The sequence below is a fragment of the Rhodococcus sp. PvP016 genome (assembly GCF_017832185.1).
Taxonomy (GTDB): domain Bacteria; phylum Actinomycetota; class Actinomycetes; order Mycobacteriales; family Mycobacteriaceae; genus Rhodococcoides.
The window spans coordinates 666,633-690,186 of the sequence record NZ_JAFIBH010000001.1; the positions used below are offsets into that span (position 1 = coordinate 666,633).

Consider the following 23,554-nt stretch of genomic DNA (forward strand, 5'->3'; position numbering starts at 1 on the left):
TCACGAGTCGGACCGGGCACACCGGTGCTCATGAGTGATTCCGTGAACGAGCCCGTCGACACCGCGTCCATCGACCCGCGCGAGGAATCCAAGGGTACCGGCGCCGACACCGCGCAGAGCCAGGGCGAACGCGACGAAGCCGTGCGCGAGTTCGACAACCACGCCGAGGCCGAGCCGGCGCCGACCCTCGATCGCAGTGAGGCAGCTGTGGACGAGGGCAAGGATCTGCCCGCTCCGAGTCCGCGCGACGTCACCGCCGGCGACAAGGACGACAAGCAGACCGCTCGCCAGGAGTGAGTCGGTGCCCTAGAAGAGGGTGACCGGCTCCTGCGTTCCCACCGGCTCGCACGGCGTCAGCGAACCGTCTCGAATCGCCCGCGCGGCTATTCCGGCCAGCTCGTCGGCCATTTCGTTGAACTGGTTGCCCACGTGTCCGCGGACCCAGCGGAACCGCACCGGACCCTCGCGCTCGGTGATGGCGCGATCGATCGCCCGGACCAGTTCCAGATTGCGCACCGGCCCGCCCGTGGACGTGCGCCAGCCCTTGCGCTTCCACCCGGCGAGCCACTCCGACGCGCACTTGATGGCGTACTGACTGTCCGACTCGATGAGCATCGGCTCGGGACCCGGATGCGCGGCCACGGCCTCGTACAACGCCCTGAGCTCGGCGATCTGATTAGTGCCGGAAGCTTCGCCGCCGGAGGCGGACGGACCGGTGTGGTCGACCCAGGCCCAGCCGATGGCCCCGCCGGGGTTCTTCAGGCACGAACCGTCGGTACTCACGATGATCACCCTCGAGACAGTACGGCCGAGGACCGACAAATCCGCGGTCCCGCGCCGAGCGCACACCCTGTCGACGCCTCGGCCTACTCTCGAACGCGAACCATCAGCCCAGACCTCGATCTGGACCGACACAGGGAGACGCCACGTGACCTCGCCGACCGACGATCGATCCGCCACCGAGATCCCGGAGAACTTCCGCGCCCTGGTCGCCCGGCAGACCGACGACGGTGTGGATCTGACGTCCGAGACGGTCGACCTGTCGTTCCTGCCGGAGGGCGAGGTGGTCGTCCGCGTCGAGTACTCGGGCGCCAACTACAAGGACGCGCTGGCCGTCACCCCGAAGGGCGGGGTGGTGCGGGAGTACCCCATCGTCCCCGGCATCGACCTCGCCGGTGTGGTGGTCTCCTCGACGTCCGGCGCAGTGTCGGTCGGCGACCGCGTCGTGGCACACGGCTACGAGATCGGTACCGGACGTCACGGCGGCTACGCCGAGTACGCGCGCGTTCCGGCCGAGTGGGTCGTGCCGCTCGCGGACGGACTGTCGACGGCAGACGCCGCCACCATCGGCACCGCGGGCTTCACCGCCGCCCTGAGCGTGCAGGCCCTGCTGGCCCGCGGCCTCACCCCGTCCGACGGTCCGGTGCTGGTCACCGGAGCGAGCGGTGGGGTCGGCAGCGTCAGCGTGGACCTGTTGTCGCAGGCCGGTTTCGAGGTGGTCGCCTCCACCGGCAAGGAGTCGGCGCACGACCTGCTGACCACACTCGGCGCGGCGTCGATCATCGGCCGCCTCCCCGAGGACCCCGACGCGGCGCCGCGTCCCCTCGGCAAGGCGCAGTGGGCCGCCGCGGTCGACTGTGTCGGCGGGAAGACCCTCGCGCACGTCCTGAGCACCACGAGGTACGGCGGCGCGGTCGCCGCCAGCGGGCTCACCGGGGGAGCCGGGCTCTCGACCACGGTGTTGCCCTTCATTCTCCGGGGAGTGGCTCTGCTGGGCATCGACTCGGTGCAGTTGCCCATCGAGGCCCGCCGCATCCTGTGGAACGACCTGGCCGGTTCCCTGCGCCCGAGTCGGCTCGCCGAGGTCACCACCGAGGTGACTCTCGACGAGGTGGCGGGAGTGCTCGACTCCCTGCGCGACGGGGCCACCACCGGTCGCACCCTCGTCCGTGTCGGCTAGCTCGTTTCCCGTGCTCGACCCCGGTCATACTCCTCGCAGCGGCGCGGTGGAGATCACGCTCACCTCGGATCGTCCACTCGCCCTGCGATATTCGTTGTCGCCACACCGCCGCGGAGCCGGCGATCCGGCCCATCGGGTGGAGGCCGACGGGTCGATCTGGCGCACCTCACGGTTTCGCACGGGACCGGTGACGTATCGCCTCCGCCAGGTGGGCAGGTTCGAGGTGACCTGCGAGGCCTGGGGCGCCGGCACCGCGGAGTTCCTCGACACTCTCCCGGGGCTCGTGGGCATGGAAGATCACGCCGATGGATTCGCGCCCGAGCACCGCATCCTCGCAGAGGCTCATCGTCGGTTTCCCCATCTGCGCATCGGCCGCACCGGGCAGGTCATGGAAGCGCTTGTCCCGGCCGTTCTGGAGCAGAAGGTGCACGGGGTCGCCGCCTTCGCGGCATGGCGCTACCTGCTCTCGAAGTTCGGCGAGCCGGCACCAGGACCGGCGCCCGCGGGGATGCGAGTACCGCCGCCCGCCGAGGTCTGGCGACGGGTGCCGTCCTGGGAGTTCCACCGGGCGAACGTGGATCCGAAGCGCTCCAAGACGATCGTGCGGAGCGCCGCCCTGGCCGACAAGCTCGAACCGATCGTGTCCATGACGAGGGAGGATGCCGAGCGCCGGTTGCGCCACGTTCCCGGAATCGGCGTGTGGACCGCGGCCGAGGTGATGCAACGGGCGCTGGGGGATGCGGACGCTCTGTCCGTCGGCGACTACCACCTCGCGTCGGTGATCGGATGGACGTTGACGGGGGCGCCGATGACGGACGACGAGATGCTCGAGTACCTGGCGCCGATCCGGCCGCACCGCTATCGCGCGGTGCGCCTGCTCGAGGTCAGCGGAACGGCCGTGCGCCCGAAGTTCGGCCCGCGCACCGTGGTCACCGACCACCGCCACCACTGACGGACGCTGGAAGGTGTGTGCGCACAGGTACCCGTGAGCGCACACGACCTCCCGCACGCAGGAGCGGGTGTTCGCTTCACGCAGGCTGTGTCCACACAGCTGCGGGAACAACCGGGGTACAGTGTGAAGTTGAAGCTTCAAGCTAACAACACCGCCCCGATCCGAAGGGACCTCTCATGGCCATCTCCCGCCTGAACCACGCCGTGCTCTACGTGCGCGACGCCCAGCGCAGCGCACGCTTCTACTCCGACGTGCTCGGTTTCCGCGTCGTCATGTCCATGGGCGATCGCGCCGTGTTCGTGCAGGCGCCGGACAGCACGAACGACCACGATCTCGGGCTGTTCTCCATCGGCGACGAAGCGGGCGCATCCCCGGCCGGCCGCAGCACCGTCGGGCTCTACCACCTGGCCTGGGAGGTGCAGACGCTGTCCGACCTCGTCGACCTGCGGGAGAAGCTGGCCGCCGCGGGAGCGCTGGTCGGAGCATCCGATCACTCGACGTCCAAGAGTCTCTACGGCCAGGATCCCGACGGCATCGAGTTCGAGATCGCCTGGCTCGTTCCCGCGGACCGCATCGACGACGCAGTTCTGCGCGGCCGTTCCACCGTCGCGCCCCTGGACCTCGACGCGGAGATCGCTCGCTACGGGGCCGACACCACGGGCGGAATCGGCGTCAGCACGGCGGCGCTGTCCTGATGGGCGCCACTCACTCGGTGCCGGACGGAAATAGCGCGGTCGCGTAGGTGTTGCACCGAACATGACTCGTATCGGAACCTCGGACCTGGACGTCTTCCCGCTCGCACTCGGTGCCAACACCTTCGGGTGGACGAGCGACGAGCAGGATTCGCACCGCATCATCGAGTCCTTCCTCGGAGCCGGTGGTTCGCTGATCGACACCGCGGACTCGTACTCGGCCTTCGCACCCGGCAACTCGGGCGGCGAGTCGGAGACGGTGATCGGGACGTGGTTCACCTCGACGGGCCGGCGCGACGACGTCGTCCTGGCCACCAAGGTGAGCCAGCACCCGCAGTTCAAAGGTCTGGCCGCGGGCACGGTCGCTGCCGCGGCCGACGCGTCGTTGCAGCGTCTGCAGACCGATCGCATCGACCTCTACTACGCACACTTCGACGACGCGGACACCCCGCTCGAGGAGACGGTGGCCGCCTTCGACGCACTCGTGAAGGCCGGCAAGGTGCGGTACGTCGGTATCTCCAACTACACGGCGGAGCGCGCGCGCCAGTGGATCGACATCGCCCAGCGCGAAGGGTTCGACGCCCCCGTGGCCCTGCAGCCGCACTACAACCTGGTGCATCGCCGCAGCTACGAGCCGGAGCTGATGGAGGTCGCCGAGAAGAACCAGCTGGGCGTCTTCCCGTACTTCGCGCTCGCCTCGGGCTTCCTGACGGGCAAGTACCGCACGCGTGCCGACATCGAGGGCACACCCCGTGCAGCGATGACGTCCGGCTACTTCAGTGACGCCGGCCTCGAGGTCGTCGGGGCGCTCGCCGACATCGCGGACGCTCACGGCTCCGCGATCCCGACCGTGGCGTTGGCGTGGCTGCTCTCCCGCAACGGCATCGTGGCACCCATCGCCAGTGCGAGCCGCCTCGAGCAGCTCACGTCCCTTACCGACGCCCCGGCCTTCTCGCTGACCGCCGACGAGCTCGACCGTCTGACCGCATTGTCGGACAAGGTCGGCGAGTAGCGTCGTCTCGGTGGTCACGCCGAGACGAGAGCGCAACCCCGAGGGCCGGCCGCAGAACGGTCGGCCCCGCGACGGGCTCGGACGTCCCCTGCCCCGCGGGTCCGAGGGCGTCGAGCGCATTCCGGACGACGTCCAGCTTCCGCCGACCGAGTCCCTCGTCCATGCCCAGCAACTCCTCGACGACGGCATGCCCTTTCACGCGCACGAGATTCTCGAAGGCACATGGAAGATCAGCACGCCCGAAGAACGTGCACTGTGGCAGGGCCTGGCCCAGCTCGCCGTCGGTCTGACCCACCTGCTGCGAGGGAATCGCGTGGGAGCCACCTCTCTGTTGACGCAGGGACGTGACCGTATCGGGACGTACGCCGAAGCACCCCACGACATCGACATCTCGGGCCTGATGCAGTGGGCCGACCTTCTGGTGGCAGCGCTGGACCGCGGGGAGTCTCCCGTCCCGACCGTCCCGCACCTCACGCATCGCCGACAGTTCACCTGACCGTCACACGGATCGGGAACACATCGCGGCCGCGCGGTGCTGCACCCCGGGTGACGACAGACTCCCGCACCACCTCGGCGACTCCCGGCACGGCAGTCGGTACCTCCGACCAGCCGGCCGCACCCTCCAGGCTTCGCACCATCCTGGTTCTCGGCGCCCTCGTCGCGCTCGGGCCGCTCACGATCGACGTCTACCTCCCGGCGCTGCCCGCGATCACGGAGGACCTCGGGTCCACGGATTCCGCGGTGCAGTTCACCCTCACCGGCACCCTCATCGGACTGGCCGTGGGACAGCTGGTGATCGGGCCGCTCTCGGACTCCTTGGGACGTCGGCGGCCCCTCATCGCCGGAACCATGATCCACATCGTCGCGTCGCTCCTGTGCATGATCGCGCCGACCGTCGGCATCCTGGGTGTGACCCGAGCCCTGCAGGGCTTCGGTGCCGCCGCCGCCATGGTCATCGCGATCGCCATCGTCCGCGACCTCTTCGACGGCCGGGCCGCAGCCACCGTGATGTCACGCCTGGTCCTGGTCATGGGTGTCGCGCCGATCGTGGCACCCAGCCTCGGCAGCCTCGTCCTCATCCACGGATCGTGGCGCGGCGTTTTCGCCGGGCTCGCGGTCGTGGGTGCCGCTCTCATGCTCGTGGCGATGTTCCTGCTGAAGGAGACGCTCCCCGAGGAGCGTCGCCGACCCAACGAGATCCTGCCCGTTCTGCGGACCTACGGATCGTTGCTCGGCGACCGCCGATTCGTGGTCCTCGTTCTCGTGGCCGGCCTCGGTATGTCCGCGCTGTTCGCGTACATCTCCGGCAGCTCGTTCGTACTGCAGGACGGCTACGGACTCGGCGAGCAGCAGTTCGCGCTGGTGTTCGGCATCGGCGCCGTCGCACTGATCAGCGCGTCGCAACTCAACGTCCTGGCGCTGCAGCGCTTCACCCCGCAGCGGATCGTCACTGTGGCACTGGTCGCGATGGCCGCGTCCGGCGCCGCCCTGATCGTCACCACCACCACCGGAGCAGGCGGCATCGTCGGATTCATGGTGCCCGTGCTGTTCGTGCTGGCGTCGGCAGGTTTCGTCATGCCCAACTCCCCGGCGCTCGCTCTGTCACGGCACGGTGAGGCGGCCGGCACCGCTGCCGCTCTGCTGGGTGCCGCGCAGTTCGGCATCGGCGCGCTCATCGCGCCCCTGGTGGGCGTCCTCGGCAACGACGGCCCGGCCATGGCCATCGCGATGACCGGTGGCGCGACCATCGCACTGCTCGCTCTCGCGAGCGTCCGGTCAGAGAAGCCGGTACCCGCCGACGCGATCTGACTCAGAGCGAGCGGAGGTACGCGACGTCGTCCTTCATGCCGTCGGCGGGCGTCTCCAGCATCACCGGAGCGTCCGCCGCGGCGGCGACGGCGGCAAGCACCTCGGCCTCGATCTCGCCGCTCTCGAGATTGGCGTGACGGTCGCGGGCCGAATCGAACTCGTCACGAGAATTGTTCAGGTGCACCAGGTCGATGCGCCCGGTGATCGCCTTGGCTCGCTCCACGGCGTCCACGAGGTCCTCGCCGCCGGCCCAGGCGTGGCACGTGTCGAGGCAGAACCCTGCTCCGAACTCCCCGACGGCGTCCCAGAGGCGAGCGATGGCGTCGAAGCGCCGCGCCATGGCGAAGTCGCCGCCGGCGGTGTTCTCGATCCAGATCGGAACCGCGAATCCGCCGGACTCGGCCTGCCGTTCGAAGAGCTTGCGCCAGTTGGCCACTCCCTCGGCGGGATCCTCACCGTCGCGGACGTGTCCACCGTGGACCACCAACCCGAGGGCACCGACCTCCGCGGCCACCTCGGCCTGCTGCGCGACGGCCTTGCGGGACGGGATGCGGATGCGGTTGTTCAGGCTCGCGACGTTGATGACGTAGGACGAGTGGACGACGATGTCGACCGCACTGTCCCGGACCGCCTCGAGGCCCGAGCCGACCACGGGCTTGTTCCACTTCTGCGGGTCCGTGAGGAACAGTTGCAGCAGGTCGACGTCGAGATCCTCGGCCTCGCCGAGCGGGTTCTCCGAGTTGCGGACGTGTGCACCGATACGCATGTCCCGACCTTACTCGAGCGGACCCAGCTCCTCGTCGAGCACTCGCTGCACCACCCGCATCGCCGCGAGCGCCGCCGGCGCGCCGCAGTAACCACTGGCATGGACCACGGACTCCACGATCTCCTCACGGGTCAGACCGTTGGTGAGGGCGCCGCGGATGTGCCCGCCGAGCTCCTGCTCGGCCCGCAGGGCGATGAGCATGCCGATGTTCAGCAGGCTCCGACTCCGCCGATCGAGGCCCGGCCTGTTCCACACTGCGTCCCACACGTGCTCGGTGACGTGGCGTTGCAACGCCTCCGAGTCGGTGCCCGTGCTGTTCTCGAGGGCGGCCGCGACGAAGGACTCGCCCATCACCTCGCGGCGGACCGCGAGACCGTCCCGATAGGCATCGCTCACTGCAGGCTCACCACGACTTTGCCTGTGGCGGTGCGGTTCTCGAGAGACGCGATGGCCTCGCCGGCCTTCTCGAGCGGGTACACCACAGGCTCCGGCGCCACCAGCGCGCCCGAGGCGAACAGCGGCTCGAGCTCGGCCCACTGAGTCGTCGTGTAGCCGGGCCGGCTCATCCACCACGCACCCCACCCGGCGCCGACGACCTCGACGTTGCTCAGCAACAGTCGGTTGACCTTGACCGTCGGGATGTCGCCACCGGTGAAGCCGATGACCACGAGACGGCCCGCGGGCGCGAGCGACCGGATGCTGTCGGTGAAGCGATCTCCGCCGACGGGGTCGATGACGATGTCGACTCCGCGGCCACCGGTGAGTTCCTTGACCGCGTCCTTCCAGCCCTCGCCGTTCGGACCCTGCAGCATCACCACATCGGTGGCACCCGCGGCGCGAGCGACCTCGGCCTTGGCCTCGCTGCTCACCACGGCGATGGTGCGTGACGCTCCCAGTACCGGAGCGAGGCGCAACGTCGATGTACCGATGCCGCCACCGGCACCGTGGACCAGGACGGTCTCGCCCTCCGCCAGACGTCCTCGCTCGCGGAGCGCGAAGTGCACCGTCAGATCGTTGAACAGCAGTCCCGCTCCCGCCTCGAACGAGACGGCGTCGGGCAGCGCGAAGACGAGATCGGGGGTCGTCACCGCCACCTCGGCCATGCCGCCCCCGAATCCGGTCAGTGCCGCCACCCGGTCACCGGGCGCGAATCCCGAACCCTCGGGCGCGGACCGCACGACACCGGCGACCTCGCCTCCGGGCACGAACGGCAGGTCCGGCTTGTACTGGTAGAGCCCACGACTGAGGAGGGCGTCGGGGAAAGCCACGCCGGCCGCACGCACGTCGATCACCACGCCGTCGCCAGTGGGCTCGTCGAGATCGGTGAGGGTGAGGGCTTCGGGGCCTTCGAGGGTGGTCACCTGCACTGCGCGCACGGACTGTCCTTTCGCCGGTCGACGGTCGAGGGGTGGTGCGAGTCGACTCGAGCCTCAGGTTACAAAGAACCCGCTGTCGCCGGTGCGCTGGGTCACACAGCAGTACGAGTGGCGCCCACTGCGGAGTTCACGGCCTTCACGGTGCTCACGACGTCGCCCGCGGGAACCGGCCGCGCGATGTGGAAGCCCTGCACCGCGTCGCATCCGAGTCCGCGCAGCACGTCGAGGGTGTGTTGGTCCTCGACGCCCTCGGCCACGATGTGCAGACCCATGCTGTGCGCGAGAGCGATGGTGGATCGGACGATCGCGAGGTTGGCGGAGTCCGACGCGAGCGAGGTGACGAAGGAACGGTCCATCTTCAGCTGCTGCACCGGAAGCGACGCCAGATACGTCAGGGAGCTGTACCCCGTGCCGAAGTCATCGATCGAGAGCGAGACCCCTTGGGCGCGAAGCGCTTCGAGAGTGTCGATGGATCGTTCGGGGTCGGTCATCGCGGACGACTCGGTGACCTCGAAGACGACGGCGTGTCCGGGAAGCCCGTGGTCGTCCAGAGCCGTTCGCACTTTCGACGCCAGGGAGGAGTCCACGAGATCCCGGACGGAGAGGTTGACGGCCACGTCGATGTCCAATCCCGCCAGACGCCAGCGTCGGCACGCGGCCATCGACGTGTCGATGACGAACGAGGTGACGGCCGGAAGCATGCCGGTCTGCTCCGCACTCGGCAGGAATGCGGCCGGCAGCAGCAGCCCTTCGCGCGGATGTCGCCACCGCAGAAGGGCTTCCATTCCCGACACAGCTCCGGTGCGCAGGTCGAGGCGGGGCTGGAAGAACACCTCGAGCTCGCCGCCCGTGATGGCGTCCTCCAACTCGCCCATCCTGCGGAGCTGATCGATCCTGTCGATGTCCATCGTGTGGTCGTAGACGGCCAGTCGCGGTTGCCGGGACTTCGCGGCCACCACGGCGGCGTACGCCCGTTGCACCAGCTCCTCGGATCGCGGATGCGGCGTGTCCGACGACAGCGCCACACCCACACTGCTTTCCAGCGTCAACTTCATGTCCCGCACCTCGAGCGGGGCGCCGACTGCACGCTGCGCCGCGATGGCGACCGCCACGGCGTCGTGCCTGTCGACGGGGCCCGGCAGGACGAGGGCGAACTCGTCACCCCCGAGACGCCCCACCGTCGCCGACGAGTCCACCGTGTCGACGAGTCGGCGGCCGATCTCCGCGAGCACGTGATCCCCCACCGCGTAGCCGAAGGTCTGGTTGATGTCGGAGAAGCGGTTGAGATCCACCAGCACCAGGGCCACGCCGTCGCGGCCCTCCGGACCGAGGATCTCGTGCAGCCGACGCCCGAGCCGGCCACGGTTCGCCAGTCCCGTGACGGAATCGGTGTCGGCCGCGACGCGCAGTGCCCGCGACTGTCGTTGCAGCAGTGTGAGGAACGAGGTCATCCGCACGGCGCCGAGGACGACGATGATCGAGGCGGCGATCACCACCGCGGGCCCCCAGCGAGTGACCGGAGTACCTCGCATCAGTTCGATGCTCATGACGACCGGCGTCATCGCCACGGCCGAGGTCAGCAGGATCAGTCGAGCCATCCCCGTCTGCGCACGGCTGATGGTGCTGACACGCGGACGCTCGTCGTGTCGCAACGCCGCCGCACCGAAGAGCACATAGGACGCGAGCCAGCAGACGTTGAGGATCGTGCTCACGGCGGGACCGTCCGCGACCACCACGTACGAGGTGTAGTCGGCGACCACCATCAGCGCCGTGGCCGCACCGAGGAGCCAATGGGTGGTGGAGCCCGCCCGTCGCTTCAGGACGACGAAGACGAGCAGCACCAGCAAAAAGACGTCGACCTCGGTGTAGAAGATGCCGAGCCAGGTGCCGGCGTCGGGCACACGCTCGCCGCGGGGACCCGACACCACGACCCAGGACGCGAGACCCACCCCCGCGGTCATGATCGCGGCTTCGAGGCCGTCCGCCGGACTCAGCATCGGGGTTCCCGAGCTGCGAACCGACAGGAGGGCCACGACGATGAGCAGGTACCCGAGGACGTAGGCGGCGTCCGCCACCGACGGGAGCGGTACGCCCCCACCCGAATACTCCATCACCGCGATCGCGATGTCGCCGACGACCCAGAACGACAGGGCCGTCGCGACGATCCACCATGAATGGGTGCTCACCTTGCGGTGTGTGCGGATTCCGACCGGAATGGACGCCACCGCACCCACGGCGACGACGCAGTACAGCGCGTTGGACACCACGCCGGGCGGAAGCGCCGCGTACACCGCGATCGCGAGCGCACCGACCACGAGAAAACGGGTCGGCGAGGACATCGAGACCATGCTGCCTCTCTCGTGACCCCGACCGACATGGACGGAATGAATGTACCGCCGCCGACCGGCGAGCATCGCGGGAACACCGCGAAGAGAGTGCGGTCACCAAGTGAATGGCCACTAACCGAATACGGTAAACTGGCTGCTCGCGACCGACGACAGGTGGGAGGCCCGAGTGGTGAACCGTATCGCGGCGGGCTCCGCGTCCACCGAACGTTCGCGCATGAAGGCCGAGCGCCGCAGCGCACTGGTCGACGCCGCCGCCGTCCTCGTCGCGGAGCGTGGATATCACGGTCTGCGCCTCGAGGACCTCGGCGCCGCGGTGGGTATCAGCGGTCCCGCCGTGTATCGCCACTTCCCCAACAAGGAAGCCGTCCTCGTCGAACTGCTGGTGGGAATCTCCGAGTACCTCCACGCCGGAGGGGAAGAGGTCCTGGCGCGAGGGTCGGCACCGCTGCCGACGCTGCACGAACTGGTCGCGTTCCACCTCGATTTCGCCATGACCTCGCCGCGCCTCATCGAGATCCAGTTCCGCGATCTCGCGAACCTGCCGACCGATGCCCAGCGATCGGTGCGCTCGCTGCAGCGCCGCTACGTCGAGATCTGGGTCCGCACCCTGCGGGAGCTGGACTCGGACTGCTCCGAGGACGACGCTCGCGTCCAGGCACACGCGGCGTTCGGTCTGCTCAACTCCACTCCGCAGTCGATGGGCCGCGTGCCCGCGTCGCTGCTCCGACACCGTTTGTCCACCATGGCTCTGACCGCTCTGGGGATCGACCCCGCCTCGTCCACCATCACATCTGCCCCCACCAGTGAGGAAACAGCATGACCGCATCTTCCGGCACCACGTCCGTCATCGTGGCCGGTGCCCGCACTCCCATCGGCCGCCTGCTCGGATCGCTGTCGACCCTCTCCGGCTCGGACCTCGGCGGCATCGCCATAGCCGGCGCCCTCGAGAAGGCCGGCATCAGCGGCGACCAGGTCCAGTACGTCGTCATGGGCCAGGTCCTCACGGCCGGTGCGGGCCAGATTCCCGCACGCCAGGCCGCCCACGCCGGCGGTATCCCCCTCAGCGTCCCCGCTCTGACCATCAACAAGGTGTGCCTGTCCGGTGTCGACGCCATCGCCCTCGCCGACCAGATGATCCGCGCCGGAGAGTTCGACATCGTCGTGGCCGGTGGCCAGGAATCGATGTCCCTCGCCCCGCACATGCTCGAGAAGAGCCGCAGCGGATTCAAGTACGGCGACGTCACCATGAAGGACCACATGGCCTACGACGGCCTGTACGACATCTTCACCGACCAGGCCATGGGTGCCCTCACCGAGGACCGCAACGCCGACACCCGCTTCGTCACCCGCGAGGAGCAGGACGCCTTCGCCGCCGCGTCGCACCAGCGTGCCGCCGCAGCCTGGAAGAACGGCGTCTTCGACGACGAGGTCGTCCCCGTCAGCATCCCGCAGCGCAAGGGCGACCCCGTCGTCGTCACCAGCGACGAGGGCATTCGCGCCGACACCACCACCGAGAGCCTCGCCAAGCTCCGCCCGTCGTTCGACAAGAACGGCACCATCACCGCAGGCTCCGCCTCGCAGATCTCCGACGGCGCCGCTGCCGTCGTCGTCATGAGCCGCGCCAAGGCCGAGGAACTCGGACTGACGTGGCTCGCCGAGATCGGTGCTCACGGCGTCGTCGCCGGACCCGACTCCTCACTGCAGTCCCAGCCCGCCAACGCCATCACCACCGCGTGCGCCAAGGAGGGCATCGCTCCGACCGACCTCGACCTCGTCGAGATCAACGAGGCGTTCGCCGCCGTCGGCATCGTCTCCACCCGCGAACTGGGCATCGATCCCGAGAAGGTCAACGTCAACGGCGGCGCCATCGCCATCGGTCACCCCCTCGGCGCGTCCGGCGCCCGCATCGCCCTGCACCTCGCACTCGAGCTGCAGCGACGCGGCGGCGGAGTCGGCGCCGCTGCACTGTGCGGCGGCGGCGGACAGGGCGACGCACTCATCCTGCGCGTTCCTGCAGCCTCGTAGCCGGTTCTGGAACCGGTGCGCAGGCCGACGCGCTAGTCGGCCTGCGCTCTCAGGTACCGCCCGAAGTGGGGGACGGTGAAGCCGATCGACCCGCGTTCGGCGGAGTAGATCAGTCCCTTCTTGATCAGCCCGTCGCGCGCGGGGGACAGCGACGCCGGTTTGCGGCCGAGCTCCACGGCGATCTTCGACGTGGAGACGGGGCCGTCGTCGCCGGACAGGTCGGCCATCGCTCGCATGTACTCACGTTCGGCGGGAGTGGCTCTCTCGTAACGGGATCCGAAGAATCCGACGGCCAGCTCGTCCTCGGCAGTCGGCGCCGCGACCCGCACGTCGTCGACTGTGATGGGACTGTCCGCGGCCAGGTCCCACGTGGCCTTGCCGTACGCCTGAACGAAGTAGGGGTACCCGTCCGCGGCCTCGTAGAGCGCGTCGAGTGCCTCGCTCGTGTACTCGACGTCTTCACGCTCGGCCGGGGCGATGAGAGCACGATCCGCCGAGGCGCGGTCCAGCCGGTCGATCCGGTGGTAGCTGAACAGGCGCTCCGAGTAGCTCTTCGACGCGGACAGCACCGCCGGGAGGTGGGGCAGGCCGGCGCCGACGACGATCAGCGGCGCCGCATCCTGGCTCAGTTCGTGGCACGCGCCGCAGATCGCGGAGATGTCCTCCGCCGCGAGGTCCTGCATCTCGTCGATGAAGATGGCGATACCGACGCCGACGTCCCGAGCCAGCGACGCGGCGTCGAGCAGCAGTTCGACCAGATCGATCTCGATGTCGCCGGTGTCCGCGCGCCCCTTGAGGGCGGGCGCGTCGATGCCGGGCTGCCACTTGTCCCGCATGCCCTTGTCGGCGGACGCACGAAGCGCGAAGGACTTCAGCACGCCGAGGAACTGGTCCACACGTTCGGGATCGCGATGCGCCACCGCGATCTCCCGCACTGCCATGTGCAGCGCCGAAGACAGGGGTCGCCGCAGATCCTGGTCGGGGCGGGCCTCGATCTTCCCGGTCCCCCACTTCCGCGAGATTGCGGCCGATCGCAGGTGGTTCAGCAGCACCGTCTTTCCGACGCCGCGCAACCCGGTGAGCACGACACTGCGTTCGGGCCGACCGCGCGCGATGCGCTCGAGCACCACGTCGAACGCGTCCAGTTGCTTCGACCTGCCGGCGAGCTCGGGCGGCCGTTGGCCGGCGCCGGGGGCGTACGGGTTGCGAACGGGGTCCATGGCGTGACGGTAGCAACGACGGTAGCGTTCTCTGCCCTTCTCTAGCGCGTGTCCTAGAACCGAACAGAGAGCGATCGAGAACCGAACCCTTGCCTGTGACGCCGCGACGCGGCTACTCTGGGGTCATGTCGCGCATTCTCGTAGTTCACCGCAGCGGGGTCTGATCTCGGACCGACCCCCCGCTGCGGGTCGAACGAGCGCCCGTCGGTCCTTCCTCTCACCGGAAAGACCCCAGCGACATGAGCACCAGCGCACATTCTCTCACCGAACACTTCTCGCACAGTTCCGCTGCCATTCACGCCTCGTCGGCTCTGCCGCACGGGTTGCGCGCGGAGGCTGACGGCATGTCCTTCGCGGAGTTCGTCCACACCTACTCGCCCACGTCCGGCCCCATCCGGCTCGGTTCCGCAGAGTGCGCGCCGAAGGGTGCGGGCAGGTTCGAGTTCACGGCCACGCTCGCCATCGGCGACACCATCCGCAGCTCGTCGATCGTCTGCCACGGACCCGCCGAGGCCATGACGTCGATGCTCTACGACGCCGGCGTCAACCTCGAGATCCTGTCGTTCCACCAGCAGATCACCGAGACGGGATACGTCACCTACATCCGCGGCCAGCAGGATCACCGCACCGCGTGGGCCATGGGGACGGGCTCGGATCCCACCGAGTCGACCGCCAAAGCCCTTGTCGCCGCGGCCAATCGGATACAGAACCGGTAGTCGGTCGCTACACCGGTCTCACGAGCCCGGCACACCGGATCTGATGGCGGCCAGCATCGCGGACTGATACCGCCGGATGGTTGCTCGGTCGTCGTCCGACAACTCGGCGAGTTGCGTGGCCGCCCTGAGGATCAGCGGGCCGAAGAACTCCGAGCCCAGTCGCTGCGCCTTGTCGGTGACCCTCAGGGCCACCTTGCGGCGATCACCGACCACCGACTGCCGTTCGACATGGCCTGCGAGTTCGAGCCTGTCCACGAGTGCCGTCGCGGTCGCCGAGGTGATGCCCAGCTGCGTCCGCAGCCAGGACGGAGTAGCCGTTCGACCGGCACGAGCAGCATCGAGAAGAACGATCAATGCCCGCACGTCGGTGCTGTGCATACGGTGCTTGTCCGCGAATCCCGCACCCAGCAGGTCGAGCTCGACGACGAGCGCACGCAGGCCGTGCACCAGGTCCATGACGTCCGTGTCCACCGGAGGTGTTGCGTCGACTTCGTCCACGGCACCAGTATGTCACCTATCGTATTACTCGATCATCGAGACAACGAGGTGCCGTATGACCGACCCGATGCAGACGTTCCGTCGATCGCCCGAGGGGCGCGAGTTCACTGCGGCCTACGACCGTGTACTCGGGACATGGCCGGCGGGAACGACCACCACGATGGTGCCGACACGGTTCGGGGACACCCATGTCACCGCCGCGGGTCCCAGCGACGGTCGCCCTGTCGTACTGCTCCCCGGATCCGGGGCGACCTCCATGGCCTGGACCGGCCAGGTGACCGAGCTGAGTCGTCACCACCGAGTGTTCGCGGTGGACATTCTCGGCGACGTGGGTCGGTCGGTCCCGGCGGGTGAACCCGCGAGGAACGTCGACGACCTCATGGTGTGGTTGGACGACGTGTTCGCCGGGTCGGCGCTGCGGCGACCGTCGGTTCTCGCACACTCGTACGGCGCGATGATCGCTCTGGCGTTCGCTCTCCGTCGGCCGGCCGACGTCGACCGCCTCGTCCTGCTCGATCCGAATTCGTGCTTCGCCGGCATGCGCGCCGCCTACCTGGCACATGCGTTACCGCTCCTGCTGCGACCGTCGGAAGATCGACAGAGACGCTTCACGGCGTGGGAGACAGGCGGCGCAGTTCTCGACGCCGACCTGTCCCGACTGTCCGAACTCGGAACAGCTCACCACCCTCGGCGTCGGCCCATCGTTCCGAGACGGCCCCGTTCCGCGGCGCTGCACTCGCTCGAGGCGACCACCACGGTCATTCTCGCCGGGTCGAGCCGAATACACGACAGTGCTGCGGTGCGAGATCGCATCCAGAAGAAGTGGCCGTCGATCACTGCCCGAATCCTCGGCGGCGCCACGCATCACACGTTCCCCGAGTCACCGAGAGCAGAACTCGGCGTCGCGATTCGCGACGCTCTGGTCAGGTAGCGACTACCTTCTCCACGCGCCCCTCAGGAGAGGAATCGCGCGATCGCGTCGTCCCACTCCCGATCCCGGCGACGGTCGTAGACACGCGCGAAGACGCTGTGCACGATGACGAGCAGGATCGCCACGAGCGCGAGAAGTGCTGCAGCGCCGAAGATGCTGACCACCACGACGTCGACCCCGGTGGGCGGGGGTGCGATGCGACGACCGTCCGCGTCGACGGTGATGGTCACCTCGGTACCCGACGGGCTCTGCGCCGCAACAGGAACCGACCCGACATGCTTCACGCCGTCGGATGACCAGGTCGCGGGAGCCGACACGGTGGGAGTGATTGCCGCGAACTCGTCCGACGACACCGACGCCACGGCGTCCGCGGTGGTCGTGGCGAGCACGGACGAGGACGACGTCACGGCGTCGGCCGCCGCAGCCTGCTGATCGTGGTAGAGGCTGACGCCCATCACGGCGACGAACGGGACGGCGAGCAGGAACACCGTCACGAGAAGACGGTGCAGTCGAGCCTCCGCGCGGTCGACGCCTCGAACGAGCGGATTGCGCGGCGTGCGCGCCAGGGGCCGCCGAGTGTCGTCGGTTCCGCGCTCCGCCCTCTGGGAATTGTCCGCCATCGTCTCGTGTCCTGCCTGCGTCACGGACCCCGGTGCGCCGTGACGGCGTCGGGTGCCCTGCGTGTTCGACCTTCTGTCCAGGTTCCGCGCAGCGTGTGACCCCGGCAAGGTCGTTCGCGTCACGTCACATGTGTTCTCGCTTACCCGAGGTGCTTTACTGTTACCAGTTGTCATACTAAGATTTGTGTGAACGAAGCCACACCGGAAGGACCCGACATGACCGCCGATGCCGACAATCTCGTGTTGCAGGCGCGCGACGTGCACTTCGACTGGGACGACCTGCCGATGCACTGGATCCCGGGTGAGCCGTTCTCCACACACGCGCTCAACGTGCTGCACCTGCTGCTCCCCGCCGGAGAGGAGTGGTTCGTCGAGACGTTCCGCCAGGCACTCCCGTTCATCGAGGACGAGAAGCTCCGCGAGGACGTCATCGGGTTCATCGGCCAGGAGGCCATGCACTCGTCGGCTCATTCCGGTGTCCTCGAGCACCTGCAGCGCAGCGGACTGGATCCGACGCCGTTCACCGACCAGATGAACTGGGTCTTCGGCAAGGTCATCGGGCCCCGACCCATCACCAGTAGCCGTGAGAAGAACTACCTCGTCGAGCGCCTGGCGATCATCGCGGCGATCGAGCACATCACCGCGTTTCTCGGCGACTGGGTGCTGAACGCCGAGGGTCTGGACCGCGCCGACGTCCATCCGACCATGCTCGACCTGCTGCGATGGCACGGGTCCGAGGAGGTCGAGCACCGCTCGGTCGCCTACGAGACGATGCGCTACTTCGATCGCCGCGAGGTCCGCCGCCTTCGCACCCAGGCTCTCGCGGCACCGCTGTTGGTCTACCTGTGGATCCGCGGAACCCGCTTCCTCATGCAGAACGATCCGCTTCTCGCCGACGGACCGGCGTCCCGGCGCCGTCCCACGCCGCTCGCCTGGCGCCGCGCGGCGAAGAAGGGCACCGTTCCCGGGCCGATCGATCTCGGCCTGCGGCTCTCGCGCTACTTCCGTCGCAGCTATCACCCCAGCCAGGAGGGATCGACGGCGCAGGCCGTCGCCTATCTGGCCTCCTCGCCCGCGGCACGGGCAGCGTCGCGATGATCGACGCACCACGCGACCTCCGCGGACGACCGCGTGGCGACCGGGCCCTCGGCCTGATCGGCCTGGTCGTCGGTAACTACCTCGGTGCGATGTCGCGTGTCCCCTACGACCCTCGAGTGGCCCTCCGTCCGCCGGACACCGCGGCCACACTGACGGTCGCGAGTGTGACGCCGGTCACCAGCGACGGCGACGTCGCGCAGATCGATCTCGTCGACGCGGGCGGATCGTCCCTTCCGGCCTGGCAGCCGGGCTGCCACATCGACGTGCACCTGGAGGGCGACACGACGTCGGGACCGCTCCGACGGCAGTACTCGCTGTGCGGCGACCCTGCCGACACGACGCGGTACCGCATCGCCGTGCGCCGCATCGGCACCGTCTCGGAGCGGATGCACGCCCTGCGCGCCGGCGACACAGTGACGGTGCGCGGCCCCCGCAACGCCTTCCTGTTCGCTCGGGAAAGCTCGGTGCACTTCGTCGCCGGCGGCATCGGCATCACCCCGATCCTTCCGATGGTCCGCGCCGCTCGCGACCTTGGCCTGGACTGGACCTTCGTCTACTGCGGACGCTCCCGCGAGAGCATGCCCTTCCTCGACGAGATCGAGAGCTGGAATTCACCGCGCGTCGTCGTCCGCACCGACGTCGACGACGGACTGCCCACTGCCACGGACCTTCTGGGTTTTGCCGCCCGCGGCGGCGCGGTGTACTGCTGCGGACCGACGCCGATGCTGAACACCGTGCGCACATCGTTCGCGGGATGCGGCGCGACGGCCCTGCACTTCGAACGTTTCGGGGCCCCACCCGTGGTGGGGGGCCGGCCGTTCACCGTCACACTCGCGAGAAGCGGTCGTACGCTGACAGTTCCGGCCGACAGGTCCGCACTGTCCGTCATCGTGGACGAGGACCCGACCGTCGCGTACTCCTGCCGCCAAGGGTTCTGCGGCACCTGCAAGGTGCGTGTTCTCGCGGGGACGCCCGAGCACCGCGAGACTCGACTGAGTCCCACCGAGCAGCAGCACCACATGCTGCCGTGCGTGTCTCGGGCAGACTCCGACCACCTCACGCTCGACGTCTGATGCCCCGCCACACCCCGCGTCCACCGATTCCGGAGCGTCCATGACCGTCACCCGCCCGTTCGAGTCCGAGCGCTCCACCGTGCGGAACGGAGACGTCGAGCTCGCCGTGTACACCGCCGGCGTGTCCGACGGCCCCACTCTCGTGCTGGTGCACGGGTGGCCGGACAATCACACACTCTGGAACCACGTCGTCGGACCGCTCGCCGACCGCTACCGCGTCGTCACGTACGACTCGCGCGGCGCCGGTGACTCCACGGTCCCCGCACAGACCCGCGGGTACCGGCTCGACGCGATGGCCTCCGATCTGCGAGCGGTGATCGACGCGGTCAGTCCCGACACCCCCGTCCACGTGCTCGGTCACGACTGGGGCGCGGTGGAGGCCTGGGAGCTCGTCGCCGAAGCCGATGCCCCGCTCCGCATCTCGTCCTACACGTCGGTGTCCGGCCCCAACCTGGACCATCTCGCGCTCTGGGCTCGATCACGGCTCCGCAGGCCCACACCGCGCAACCTGGCACAGGTGTTCGCCCAGACGCGAGCGTCCTGGTACACGGTCACCTTCCACGTGCCGCCGTTGGCGCGGTTGCGGATGTACCGCATGAAGCGCAAGGGCTGGACACAGTTCATCGGTGAGTTCTCCGACGTTCCCGCAGCGATGGTGGAGGAGTCACCGACACTTCTCGACGACGCATGGAACGGCCTGCGCATCTATCGAGCGAATCTGCTGCCGCGCTTCACCTCTCCACGGCGTCGCTACGTCACCGTGCCCGTGCATCTGATCGTCAACACCCGTGACGCAGCCGTGCGCCCGTTCCACTACGAGGACACCCCGCGCTGGGTGGCCGACCTGTCGCGTACCGATCTCGATGCAGGACACTGGTCGCCGCTGTCGCATCCGTGGGACATCGCGCGCATCACGTCCGAGTTCGTCGACGGCATCGAGTCGCGGCGTCAGACCGCGTCGACGTAGACCCAGGCTCCGTCGACGCGGGAGAACGTGCTGTTCTCCCGCTGCGAACCCGAGTGCCGGGCACCCGCGTCACGGAAGTGAGCTACGAACTCGACCGTGCCCGTGGTGTGCAGCAGGCCACCTCCGGTGGTGCCCAGGATCTCGAGGCCGGCCCACCGGCGGCGGTCGTCGAGGTCGAGCGTCGACGGTCGGGTATCGGGATGCCATGTGCGCAGCAGATACTGGGCGTCGAGCACGGTGAAGGCGGTGTAGCGCGAGCGCATCAGACGCTCTGCCGTCGGCGCACCGATCCGTCCCTCGAGCAACGGTCCACAGCACTCGGACATCGGGAGGGGAGTGCCGCACGGGCAGGTGGCGGGCATGGATGTGGAGCCTACGGTGCGCGCAGCGAGTCGAGATGTGCCGCCAGCTCCGCCTCCGCCCACGCGCGGTTCTCGTCGTGTGGCGCGTGGACCAGGTGCAGCGCGAGTCCGTCCAGGAATGCATGCAGTCGACGCGCCGCGTCGGGTACCCGGTCCGACAGTGCCGCGTAGTCGGTGTCGTTCTCGGCGAGTAGGTTCACCAGTCGCCCGCACCCTGCGGCCAGGTACTGGTGCGCCCGGTCGTAGGCGACGCGCATCGCGGCGTTCGTGAAGGCGAGAGCGCCCAGCGACATCTGCACCTCCATCTCGAGGCGACTCTCGTCGGTGAGCGGCAACAACTCTCGCAGGCTCGCCTCGCAGTACTCGCGGGGTGACAGCTGCGGGTCGATGCGCTCCAGGCGTTCGACGACGCGTTCGGCTGCGTGTTCGAGACAGAACGCTCGCAGGTCGTCCTGAGTGGGAAAGGAGCGACGGAGGGAGGCCGTCGCCAGCCCGGCCTCCTCGGCCACGTTGCGCACCGACAGATCGAGCAGGCCGTCTCGACCGATGATGCGCCAGGCGGCGTCGGCGACGTCGCGGCGCCGCTGGTCGTGGTCGATCAGTTTCGGCACACCCTGAATGTACACAGTCGTGCTACTTTGTTGTGAACACAATCGTACTAACAAGGAGCGCTCATGGTTCTGCCAGTCATCGTCGCGTGCGAGATCGGATTCTGGGTGGCCATCGCCGCCGGACTCACGCTCCGGTACGGCGCACGGCGCCCGCGTGCGGGTGCCGTGGTTCTCGCCTGTGCCCCGGTCGTCGATCTCGTCCTGCTCTGCGCAACCGTCATCGACCTGCGATCGGGCAGTACCGCCACATGGCATCACGCGCTGGCCGCTGCCTACATCGGCTTCTCGATCGCCTACGGACACCGCATGATTCGCTGGGCAGACGTGCGAGTCGCCCACCACTTCCGCGGCGGACCGGCGCCGGTTCGTCTCCACGGCGCCGCTTACGCGCGAGCCTGCTGGGCAGACGTGGTCAGGACCCTGATCGCCGTGGCCGTCACCGTCGGGCTGCTCGCCGGCCTCGTCGCGCTGGTCGGGTCTCCCGAGCGAACCGAGGCGCTGACGGCCTTCATGCCCGCGCCCCTCGTCGTGCTCGCTGTCGACGTCGTCGCCGCGATCACCTACACGGTGTGGCCACGACAGCCTCGACGTCGTGACGAGAAACGCGAGCTCAGCTCGGCAGCATCCCGAGTCTCGTGACGGCCTCGCGCTCGGCCTGCAGTTCCGCGACGGATGCGTCGATACGGCGCCGAGAGAACTCGCCGATCTCGAGACCCTCCACGATCTGCCAGGCACCGCCGGAGGACCGCACGGGGAACGAGGACACCAGTCCCTCGGGCACGCCGTACGCGCCCGTCGACGGCAGCGCGACGGACGTCCAGTCGTCGGCGGGAGTGCCCAGGACCCAGTCACGCACATGATCGATGGTGGCGTTCGCTGCGGAGGCAGCGGACGACGCACCGCGCGCCTCGATGATCGCGGTACCTCGGCGCGCCACCGTCGGCACGAAGACGTCCTCGAGCCAGGCCGTGTCCGCGGCGAACTCGGCGCCCGACCGGTCACCGACTCGCGCATGGAAGATGTCCGGGTACTGCGTGGCGGAATGGTTGCCCCAGATGCTGACCCGCGAGATCTCACCCACCGGGACGTCCGCACGCGCGGACAGCTGCGCGACGGCGCGGTTGTGATCGAGCCGGGTCAGCGCGGTGAACCGATCTGCGGGGATGCTGGGTGCGTGCGCTGCGGCGATGGCCGCGTTGGTGTTGGCGGGATTGCCCACGACGACCACCCGGATGTCGGACGCGGCGCCCGCCTCGAGAGCGGCGCCCTGCGGCCCGAAGATCGACCCGTTGGCCTCGAGCAGGTCGGCGCGCTCCATCCCCGCGGTACGAGGACGAGCGCCGATCAGCAGCGCCGTTCGTGCCGTCGAAGGCGTCGACCGGATCGTCGTGGATCTCCACCGATCGCAGCAGGGGGAACGCACTGTCGTGCAGTTCCATGGCCGTGCCCTCGGCTGCGCGCAGTGCCGGCGGGATCTCGAGAAGCCGCAGCGTGACGGACGTGTCCGGACCGAGCATCGCACCCGATGCGATGCGGAACAGTGCCGCGTAGCCGATGCTGCCGGCCGCGCCTGTGACGGTGACGATGCTGTGGGCCATGTGAACTCCTTCGTTCCCCTCGACCGTAGATCCGGCAGTCGACCGAGTGCACGGATGTGTGTCGGACTGCACCCGATCACCGTTCCATCGGGCTCTCTCTGGCTGTCTAGCACTGAGACTAGAACCCTGAATATCGTCCTGTGCACATCCGATTTGCCTGACCACCATTCCTCGTTCACAGTGACGCCATGACCCTGTCGGACAGTTGGGCCAGCAAACAGGCCACGGTGACGCGCGTGGGGGCGGCCGAGGCCGTCCTGCGCGAGCTGCGTTCGGCGATCGAGAGCGGCGAACTGGAGGTCGGGACCAGGCTCCCCTCCGAGGCAGCTCTCGCGACGCGCTTCGGTGTGAGCCGGTCGGTGGTCCGTGAGGCACTGCGCTCGACCACGGCTCTGGGACTCACCGAGACGCACACCGGCAAGGGCACCTTCGTCCTGGCGAAGACCGTCGAGACCGACAGAGTCTTCGGCAACCATTCCGTCGAATCGCTGCGCGAGGCCCGCCCGCACATCGAGATTCCTGCCGCGGCGCTCGCTGCCGAACGGCGGACGCCGGAGCAGATGGACGCGATCCGCAGCCTGTTGAATCGGATGGTCGCCGAGAACGATCCCAAGGAGTGGGTCCGTCTCGACGCGGAGTTCCATCTGCTCATCGCGACCGCGAGCGGCAACGACGTCTTCGCCGCCGTCATCACCGAGATCCGCGAGGCCCTGTCGCAACAGTCCGAGATGGTGAACCTGCTGCCCGACCGTCGGCACCGGTCCAACGTCGAGCACGAGAGCATCGTCGACGCCATCGACTCCGGGTCCGGCGAGGCAGCGTCCGAGGCGATGAGTCGGCACCTGACGCACGTGCAGGACGCACTCGGCCAGCTCCGCGGCCGATGACTCCCGTGGTCCGGACACACCCTCGGCATCACT

The 23,554-nt window shown here is 68.6% G+C and carries 26 protein-coding genes and 1 pseudogene; 16 read left to right on the top strand and 11 right to left on the bottom strand.

Translation table 11 applies throughout. The annotated features are described in order from the left end of the window. The first annotated feature begins 30 nt into the window (after window positions 1–30). Entirely contained in the window at window positions 31–297 is a 267-nt protein-coding gene (locus JOE30_RS02995; RefSeq protein WP_204869331.1) for a hypothetical protein, read from the top strand. A gap of 9 nt (window positions 298–306) precedes the next feature. On the opposite strand, the gene JOE30_RS03000 is transcribed toward JOE30_RS02995, so the two are convergent. Continuing rightward, window positions 307–792, bottom strand: a complete 486-nt coding sequence (locus tag JOE30_RS03000; protein WP_204869332.1) for a ribonuclease H — start codon at window positions 790–792, stop codon at window positions 307–309. Window positions 793–928: 136 nt separating this feature from the next. Between JOE30_RS03000 and JOE30_RS03005 the strand changes: the two genes are divergently transcribed. From JOE30_RS03005 to JOE30_RS03030, 6 genes are all read left to right on the top strand, one after another. Beyond that, entirely contained in the window at window positions 929–1,960 is a 1,032-nt protein-coding gene (locus tag JOE30_RS03005; RefSeq protein ID WP_307806044.1) for an oxidoreductase, read from the top strand. Next, a complete protein-coding gene (locus JOE30_RS03010) occupies window positions 1,950–2,912 on the top strand; it encodes a DNA-3-methyladenine glycosylase (protein ID WP_371831701.1) in 963 nt (320 codons plus the stop codon). Before JOE30_RS03005 ends, JOE30_RS03010 begins: the two co-directional genes overlap by 11 nt. 176 nt (window positions 2,913–3,088) lie before the next feature. Beyond that, entirely contained in the window at window positions 3,089–3,607 is a 519-nt protein-coding gene (locus tag JOE30_RS03015) for a VOC family protein (RefSeq protein ID WP_204869334.1), read from the top strand. Window positions 3,608–3,668: 61 nt separating this feature from the next. Continuing rightward, entirely contained in the window at window positions 3,669–4,616 is a 948-nt protein-coding gene (locus tag JOE30_RS03020) for an aldo/keto reductase (RefSeq protein ID WP_204869335.1), read from the top strand. A gap of 10 nt (window positions 4,617–4,626) precedes the next feature. Continuing rightward, a complete protein-coding gene (locus JOE30_RS03025; RefSeq protein WP_204869336.1) occupies window positions 4,627–5,112 on the top strand; it encodes a DUF309 domain-containing protein in 486 nt (161 codons plus the stop codon). 50 nt (window positions 5,113–5,162) lie between these two features. After that, window positions 5,163–6,425 carry a multidrug effflux MFS transporter gene (locus tag JOE30_RS03030; protein WP_204869337.1) on the top strand — a complete coding sequence of 421 codons (1,263 nt, stop codon included), beginning with the start codon at window positions 5,163–5,165 and terminating at the stop codon, window positions 6,423–6,425. A 1-nt stretch (window position 6,426) separates the two neighbouring features. On the opposite strand, the gene JOE30_RS03035 is transcribed toward JOE30_RS03030, so the two are convergent. The 4 genes from JOE30_RS03035 to JOE30_RS03050 form a co-directional block, all read right to left on the bottom strand. After that, a complete protein-coding gene (locus JOE30_RS03035) occupies window positions 6,427–7,191 on the bottom strand; it encodes a deoxyribonuclease IV (RefSeq protein WP_204869338.1) in 765 nt (254 codons plus the stop codon). A 9-nt stretch (window positions 7,192–7,200) separates the two neighbouring features. Continuing rightward, complete coding sequence (locus tag JOE30_RS03040) at window positions 7,201–7,542, bottom strand: carboxymuconolactone decarboxylase family protein (protein WP_204870731.1); 342 nt, start codon at window positions 7,540–7,542, stop codon at window positions 7,201–7,203. 41 nt (window positions 7,543–7,583) lie between these two features. Next, window positions 7,584–8,567 (bottom strand): NADPH:quinone oxidoreductase family protein, encoded by a 984-nt coding sequence (locus tag JOE30_RS03045; RefSeq protein ID WP_204869339.1) that lies wholly within the window; start codon window positions 8,565–8,567, stop codon window positions 7,584–7,586. Window positions 8,568–8,659: 92 nt separating this feature from the next. After that, window positions 8,660–10,906 carry a bifunctional diguanylate cyclase/phosphodiesterase gene (locus JOE30_RS03050; RefSeq protein ID WP_204869340.1) on the bottom strand — a complete coding sequence of 749 codons (2,247 nt, stop codon included), beginning with the start codon at window positions 10,904–10,906 and terminating at the stop codon, window positions 8,660–8,662. Between the two features lie 223 nt (window positions 10,907–11,129). Between JOE30_RS03050 and JOE30_RS03055 the strand changes: the two genes are divergently transcribed. Together JOE30_RS03055 and JOE30_RS03060 are read left to right on the top strand one after the other, a co-directional pair. Then, entirely contained in the window at window positions 11,130–11,735 is a 606-nt protein-coding gene (locus tag JOE30_RS03055) for a TetR/AcrR family transcriptional regulator (protein WP_204870732.1), read from the top strand. Continuing rightward, a complete protein-coding gene (locus tag JOE30_RS03060; protein WP_204869341.1) occupies window positions 11,732–12,940 on the top strand; it encodes an acetyl-CoA C-acetyltransferase in 1,209 nt (402 codons plus the stop codon). Before JOE30_RS03055 ends, JOE30_RS03060 begins: the two co-directional genes overlap by 4 nt. A 32-nt stretch (window positions 12,941–12,972) precedes the next feature. On the opposite strand, the gene JOE30_RS03065 is transcribed toward JOE30_RS03060, so the two are convergent. Further along, complete coding sequence (locus JOE30_RS03065; RefSeq protein ID WP_204869342.1) at window positions 12,973–14,160, bottom strand: AAA family ATPase; 1,188 nt, start codon at window positions 14,158–14,160, stop codon at window positions 12,973–12,975. A gap of 239 nt (window positions 14,161–14,399) precedes the next feature. Here JOE30_RS03065 and JOE30_RS03070 point away from each other — a divergent pair, with 239 nt between their 5' ends. Next, window positions 14,400–14,876, top strand: a complete 477-nt coding sequence (locus JOE30_RS03070) for an alpha-isopropylmalate synthase regulatory domain-containing protein (RefSeq protein ID WP_204869343.1) — start codon at window positions 14,400–14,402, stop codon at window positions 14,874–14,876. Window positions 14,877–14,894: 18 nt separating this feature from the next. Here JOE30_RS03070 and JOE30_RS03075 read toward each other — a convergent pair whose 3' ends face one another. Further along, a complete protein-coding gene (locus JOE30_RS03075) occupies window positions 14,895–15,374 on the bottom strand; it encodes a MarR family transcriptional regulator (protein ID WP_307806045.1) in 480 nt (159 codons plus the stop codon). A gap of 55 nt (window positions 15,375–15,429) precedes the next feature. Between JOE30_RS03075 and JOE30_RS03080 the strand changes: the two genes are divergently transcribed. Beyond that, entirely contained in the window at window positions 15,430–16,305 is an 876-nt protein-coding gene (locus JOE30_RS03080; protein WP_204869344.1) for an alpha/beta fold hydrolase, read from the top strand. A 23-nt stretch (window positions 16,306–16,328) separates the two neighbouring features. On the opposite strand, the gene JOE30_RS03085 is transcribed toward JOE30_RS03080, so the two are convergent. Next, window positions 16,329–16,925, bottom strand: a complete 597-nt coding sequence (locus JOE30_RS03085; protein WP_204869345.1) for a hypothetical protein — start codon at window positions 16,923–16,925, stop codon at window positions 16,329–16,331. Window positions 16,926–17,141: 216 nt separating this feature from the next. Between JOE30_RS03085 and JOE30_RS03090 the strand changes: the two genes are divergently transcribed. The 3 genes from JOE30_RS03090 to JOE30_RS03100 are packed head-to-tail and all read left to right on the top strand — an operon-like array spanning window position 17,142 to window position 20,063. After that, window positions 17,142–18,023: a metal-dependent hydrolase gene (locus JOE30_RS03090; protein ID WP_204869346.1), complete on the top strand. Its 882-nt coding sequence runs from the start codon at window positions 17,142–17,144 to the stop codon at window positions 18,021–18,023. After that, complete coding sequence (locus JOE30_RS03095) at window positions 18,020–19,096, top strand: PDR/VanB family oxidoreductase (protein ID WP_204869347.1); 1,077 nt, start codon at window positions 18,020–18,022, stop codon at window positions 19,094–19,096. Before JOE30_RS03090 ends, JOE30_RS03095 begins: the two co-directional genes overlap by 4 nt. A gap of 40 nt (window positions 19,097–19,136) precedes the next feature. Then, the gene (locus JOE30_RS03100) at window positions 19,137–20,063 is read left to right on the top strand and encodes an alpha/beta fold hydrolase (protein WP_204869348.1); all 927 of its coding nucleotides are present in this window, start codon (window positions 19,137–19,139) and stop codon (window positions 20,061–20,063) included. Here JOE30_RS03100 and JOE30_RS03105 read toward each other — a convergent pair. Then, on the bottom strand, window positions 20,045–20,425 hold the full coding sequence (locus JOE30_RS03105) for a YchJ family metal-binding protein (protein WP_204869349.1): 381 nt from the start codon (window positions 20,423–20,425) through the stop codon (window positions 20,045–20,047). The two genes, JOE30_RS03100 and JOE30_RS03105, sit on opposite strands and share 19 nt — an antisense overlap. A gap of 11 nt (window positions 20,426–20,436) precedes the next feature. Further along, a complete protein-coding gene (locus JOE30_RS03110) occupies window positions 20,437–21,036 on the bottom strand; it encodes a TetR/AcrR family transcriptional regulator (RefSeq protein WP_204869350.1) in 600 nt (199 codons plus the stop codon). A 63-nt stretch (window positions 21,037–21,099) separates the two neighbouring features. On the opposite strand from JOE30_RS03110, the gene JOE30_RS03115 reads away from it, so the two are divergent. Further along, window positions 21,100–21,675 carry a hypothetical protein gene (locus JOE30_RS03115; RefSeq protein WP_204869351.1) on the top strand — a complete coding sequence of 192 codons (576 nt, stop codon included), beginning with the start codon at window positions 21,100–21,102 and terminating at the stop codon, window positions 21,673–21,675. On the opposite strand, the pseudogene JOE30_RS03120 reads toward JOE30_RS03115, so the two are convergent. After that, a pseudogene (locus JOE30_RS03120) lies at window positions 21,647–22,634 on the bottom strand (malate dehydrogenase). The gene JOE30_RS03115 and the pseudogene JOE30_RS03120 overlap by 29 nt on opposite strands. A gap of 188 nt (window positions 22,635–22,822) precedes the next feature. Between JOE30_RS03120 and JOE30_RS03125 the strand changes: the two are divergent. Further along, window positions 22,823–23,521 carry a FadR/GntR family transcriptional regulator gene (locus JOE30_RS03125; protein WP_204869352.1) on the top strand — a complete coding sequence of 233 codons (699 nt, stop codon included), beginning with the start codon at window positions 22,823–22,825 and terminating at the stop codon, window positions 23,519–23,521. Window positions 23,522–23,554 lie beyond the last annotated feature (33 nt).

Bases quoted from the DNA above. Each gene is read 5' to 3' on its own strand.
- JOE30_RS03090 (WP_204869346.1), top strand. From the start codon at position 17,142: ATGACCGCCGATGCCGACAATCTCGTGTTGCAGGCGCGCGACGTGCAC.
- JOE30_RS03100 (WP_204869348.1), top strand. From the start codon at position 19,137: ATGACCGTCACCCGCCCGTTCGAGTCCGAGCGCTCCACCGTGCGGAAC.
- JOE30_RS03105 (WP_204869349.1), bottom strand. From the start codon at position 20,425: ATGCCCGCCACCTGCCCGTGCGGCACTCCCCTCCCGATGTCCGAGTGC.
- JOE30_RS03055 (WP_204870732.1), top strand. From the start codon at position 11,130: ATGAAGGCCGAGCGCCGCAGCGCACTGGTCGACGCCGCCGCCGTCCTC.
- JOE30_RS03115 (WP_204869351.1), top strand. From the start codon at position 21,100: ATGGTTCTGCCAGTCATCGTCGCGTGCGAGATCGGATTCTGGGTGGCC.
- JOE30_RS03015 (WP_204869334.1), top strand. From the start codon at position 3,089: ATGGCCATCTCCCGCCTGAACCACGCCGTGCTCTACGTGCGCGACGCC.
- JOE30_RS02995 (WP_204869331.1), top strand. From the start codon at position 31: ATGAGTGATTCCGTGAACGAGCCCGTCGACACCGCGTCCATCGACCCG.
- JOE30_RS03020 (WP_204869335.1), top strand. From the start codon at position 3,669: ATGACTCGTATCGGAACCTCGGACCTGGACGTCTTCCCGCTCGCACTC.
- JOE30_RS03050 (WP_204869340.1), bottom strand. From the start codon at position 10,906: ATGTCCTCGCCGACCCGTTTTCTCGTGGTCGGTGCGCTCGCGATCGCG.
- JOE30_RS03125 (WP_204869352.1), top strand. From the start codon at position 22,823: ATGACCCTGTCGGACAGTTGGGCCAGCAAACAGGCCACGGTGACGCGC.
- JOE30_RS03095 (WP_204869347.1), top strand. From the start codon at position 18,020: ATGATCGACGCACCACGCGACCTCCGCGGACGACCGCGTGGCGACCGG.
- JOE30_RS03065 (WP_204869342.1), bottom strand. From the start codon at position 14,160: ATGGACCCCGTTCGCAACCCGTACGCCCCCGGCGCCGGCCAACGGCCG.
- JOE30_RS03035 (WP_204869338.1), bottom strand. From the start codon at position 7,191: ATGCGTATCGGTGCACACGTCCGCAACTCGGAGAACCCGCTCGGCGAG.
- JOE30_RS03040 (WP_204870731.1), bottom strand. From the start codon at position 7,542: ATGGGCGAGTCCTTCGTCGCGGCCGCCCTCGAGAACAGCACGGGCACC.
- JOE30_RS03080 (WP_204869344.1), top strand. From the start codon at position 15,430: ATGACCGACCCGATGCAGACGTTCCGTCGATCGCCCGAGGGGCGCGAG.
- JOE30_RS03070 (WP_204869343.1), top strand. From the start codon at position 14,400: ATGAGCACCAGCGCACATTCTCTCACCGAACACTTCTCGCACAGTTCC.
- JOE30_RS03060 (WP_204869341.1), top strand. From the start codon at position 11,732: ATGACCGCATCTTCCGGCACCACGTCCGTCATCGTGGCCGGTGCCCGC.
- JOE30_RS03085 (WP_204869345.1), bottom strand. From the start codon at position 16,925: ATGGCGGACAATTCCCAGAGGGCGGAGCGCGGAACCGACGACACTCGG.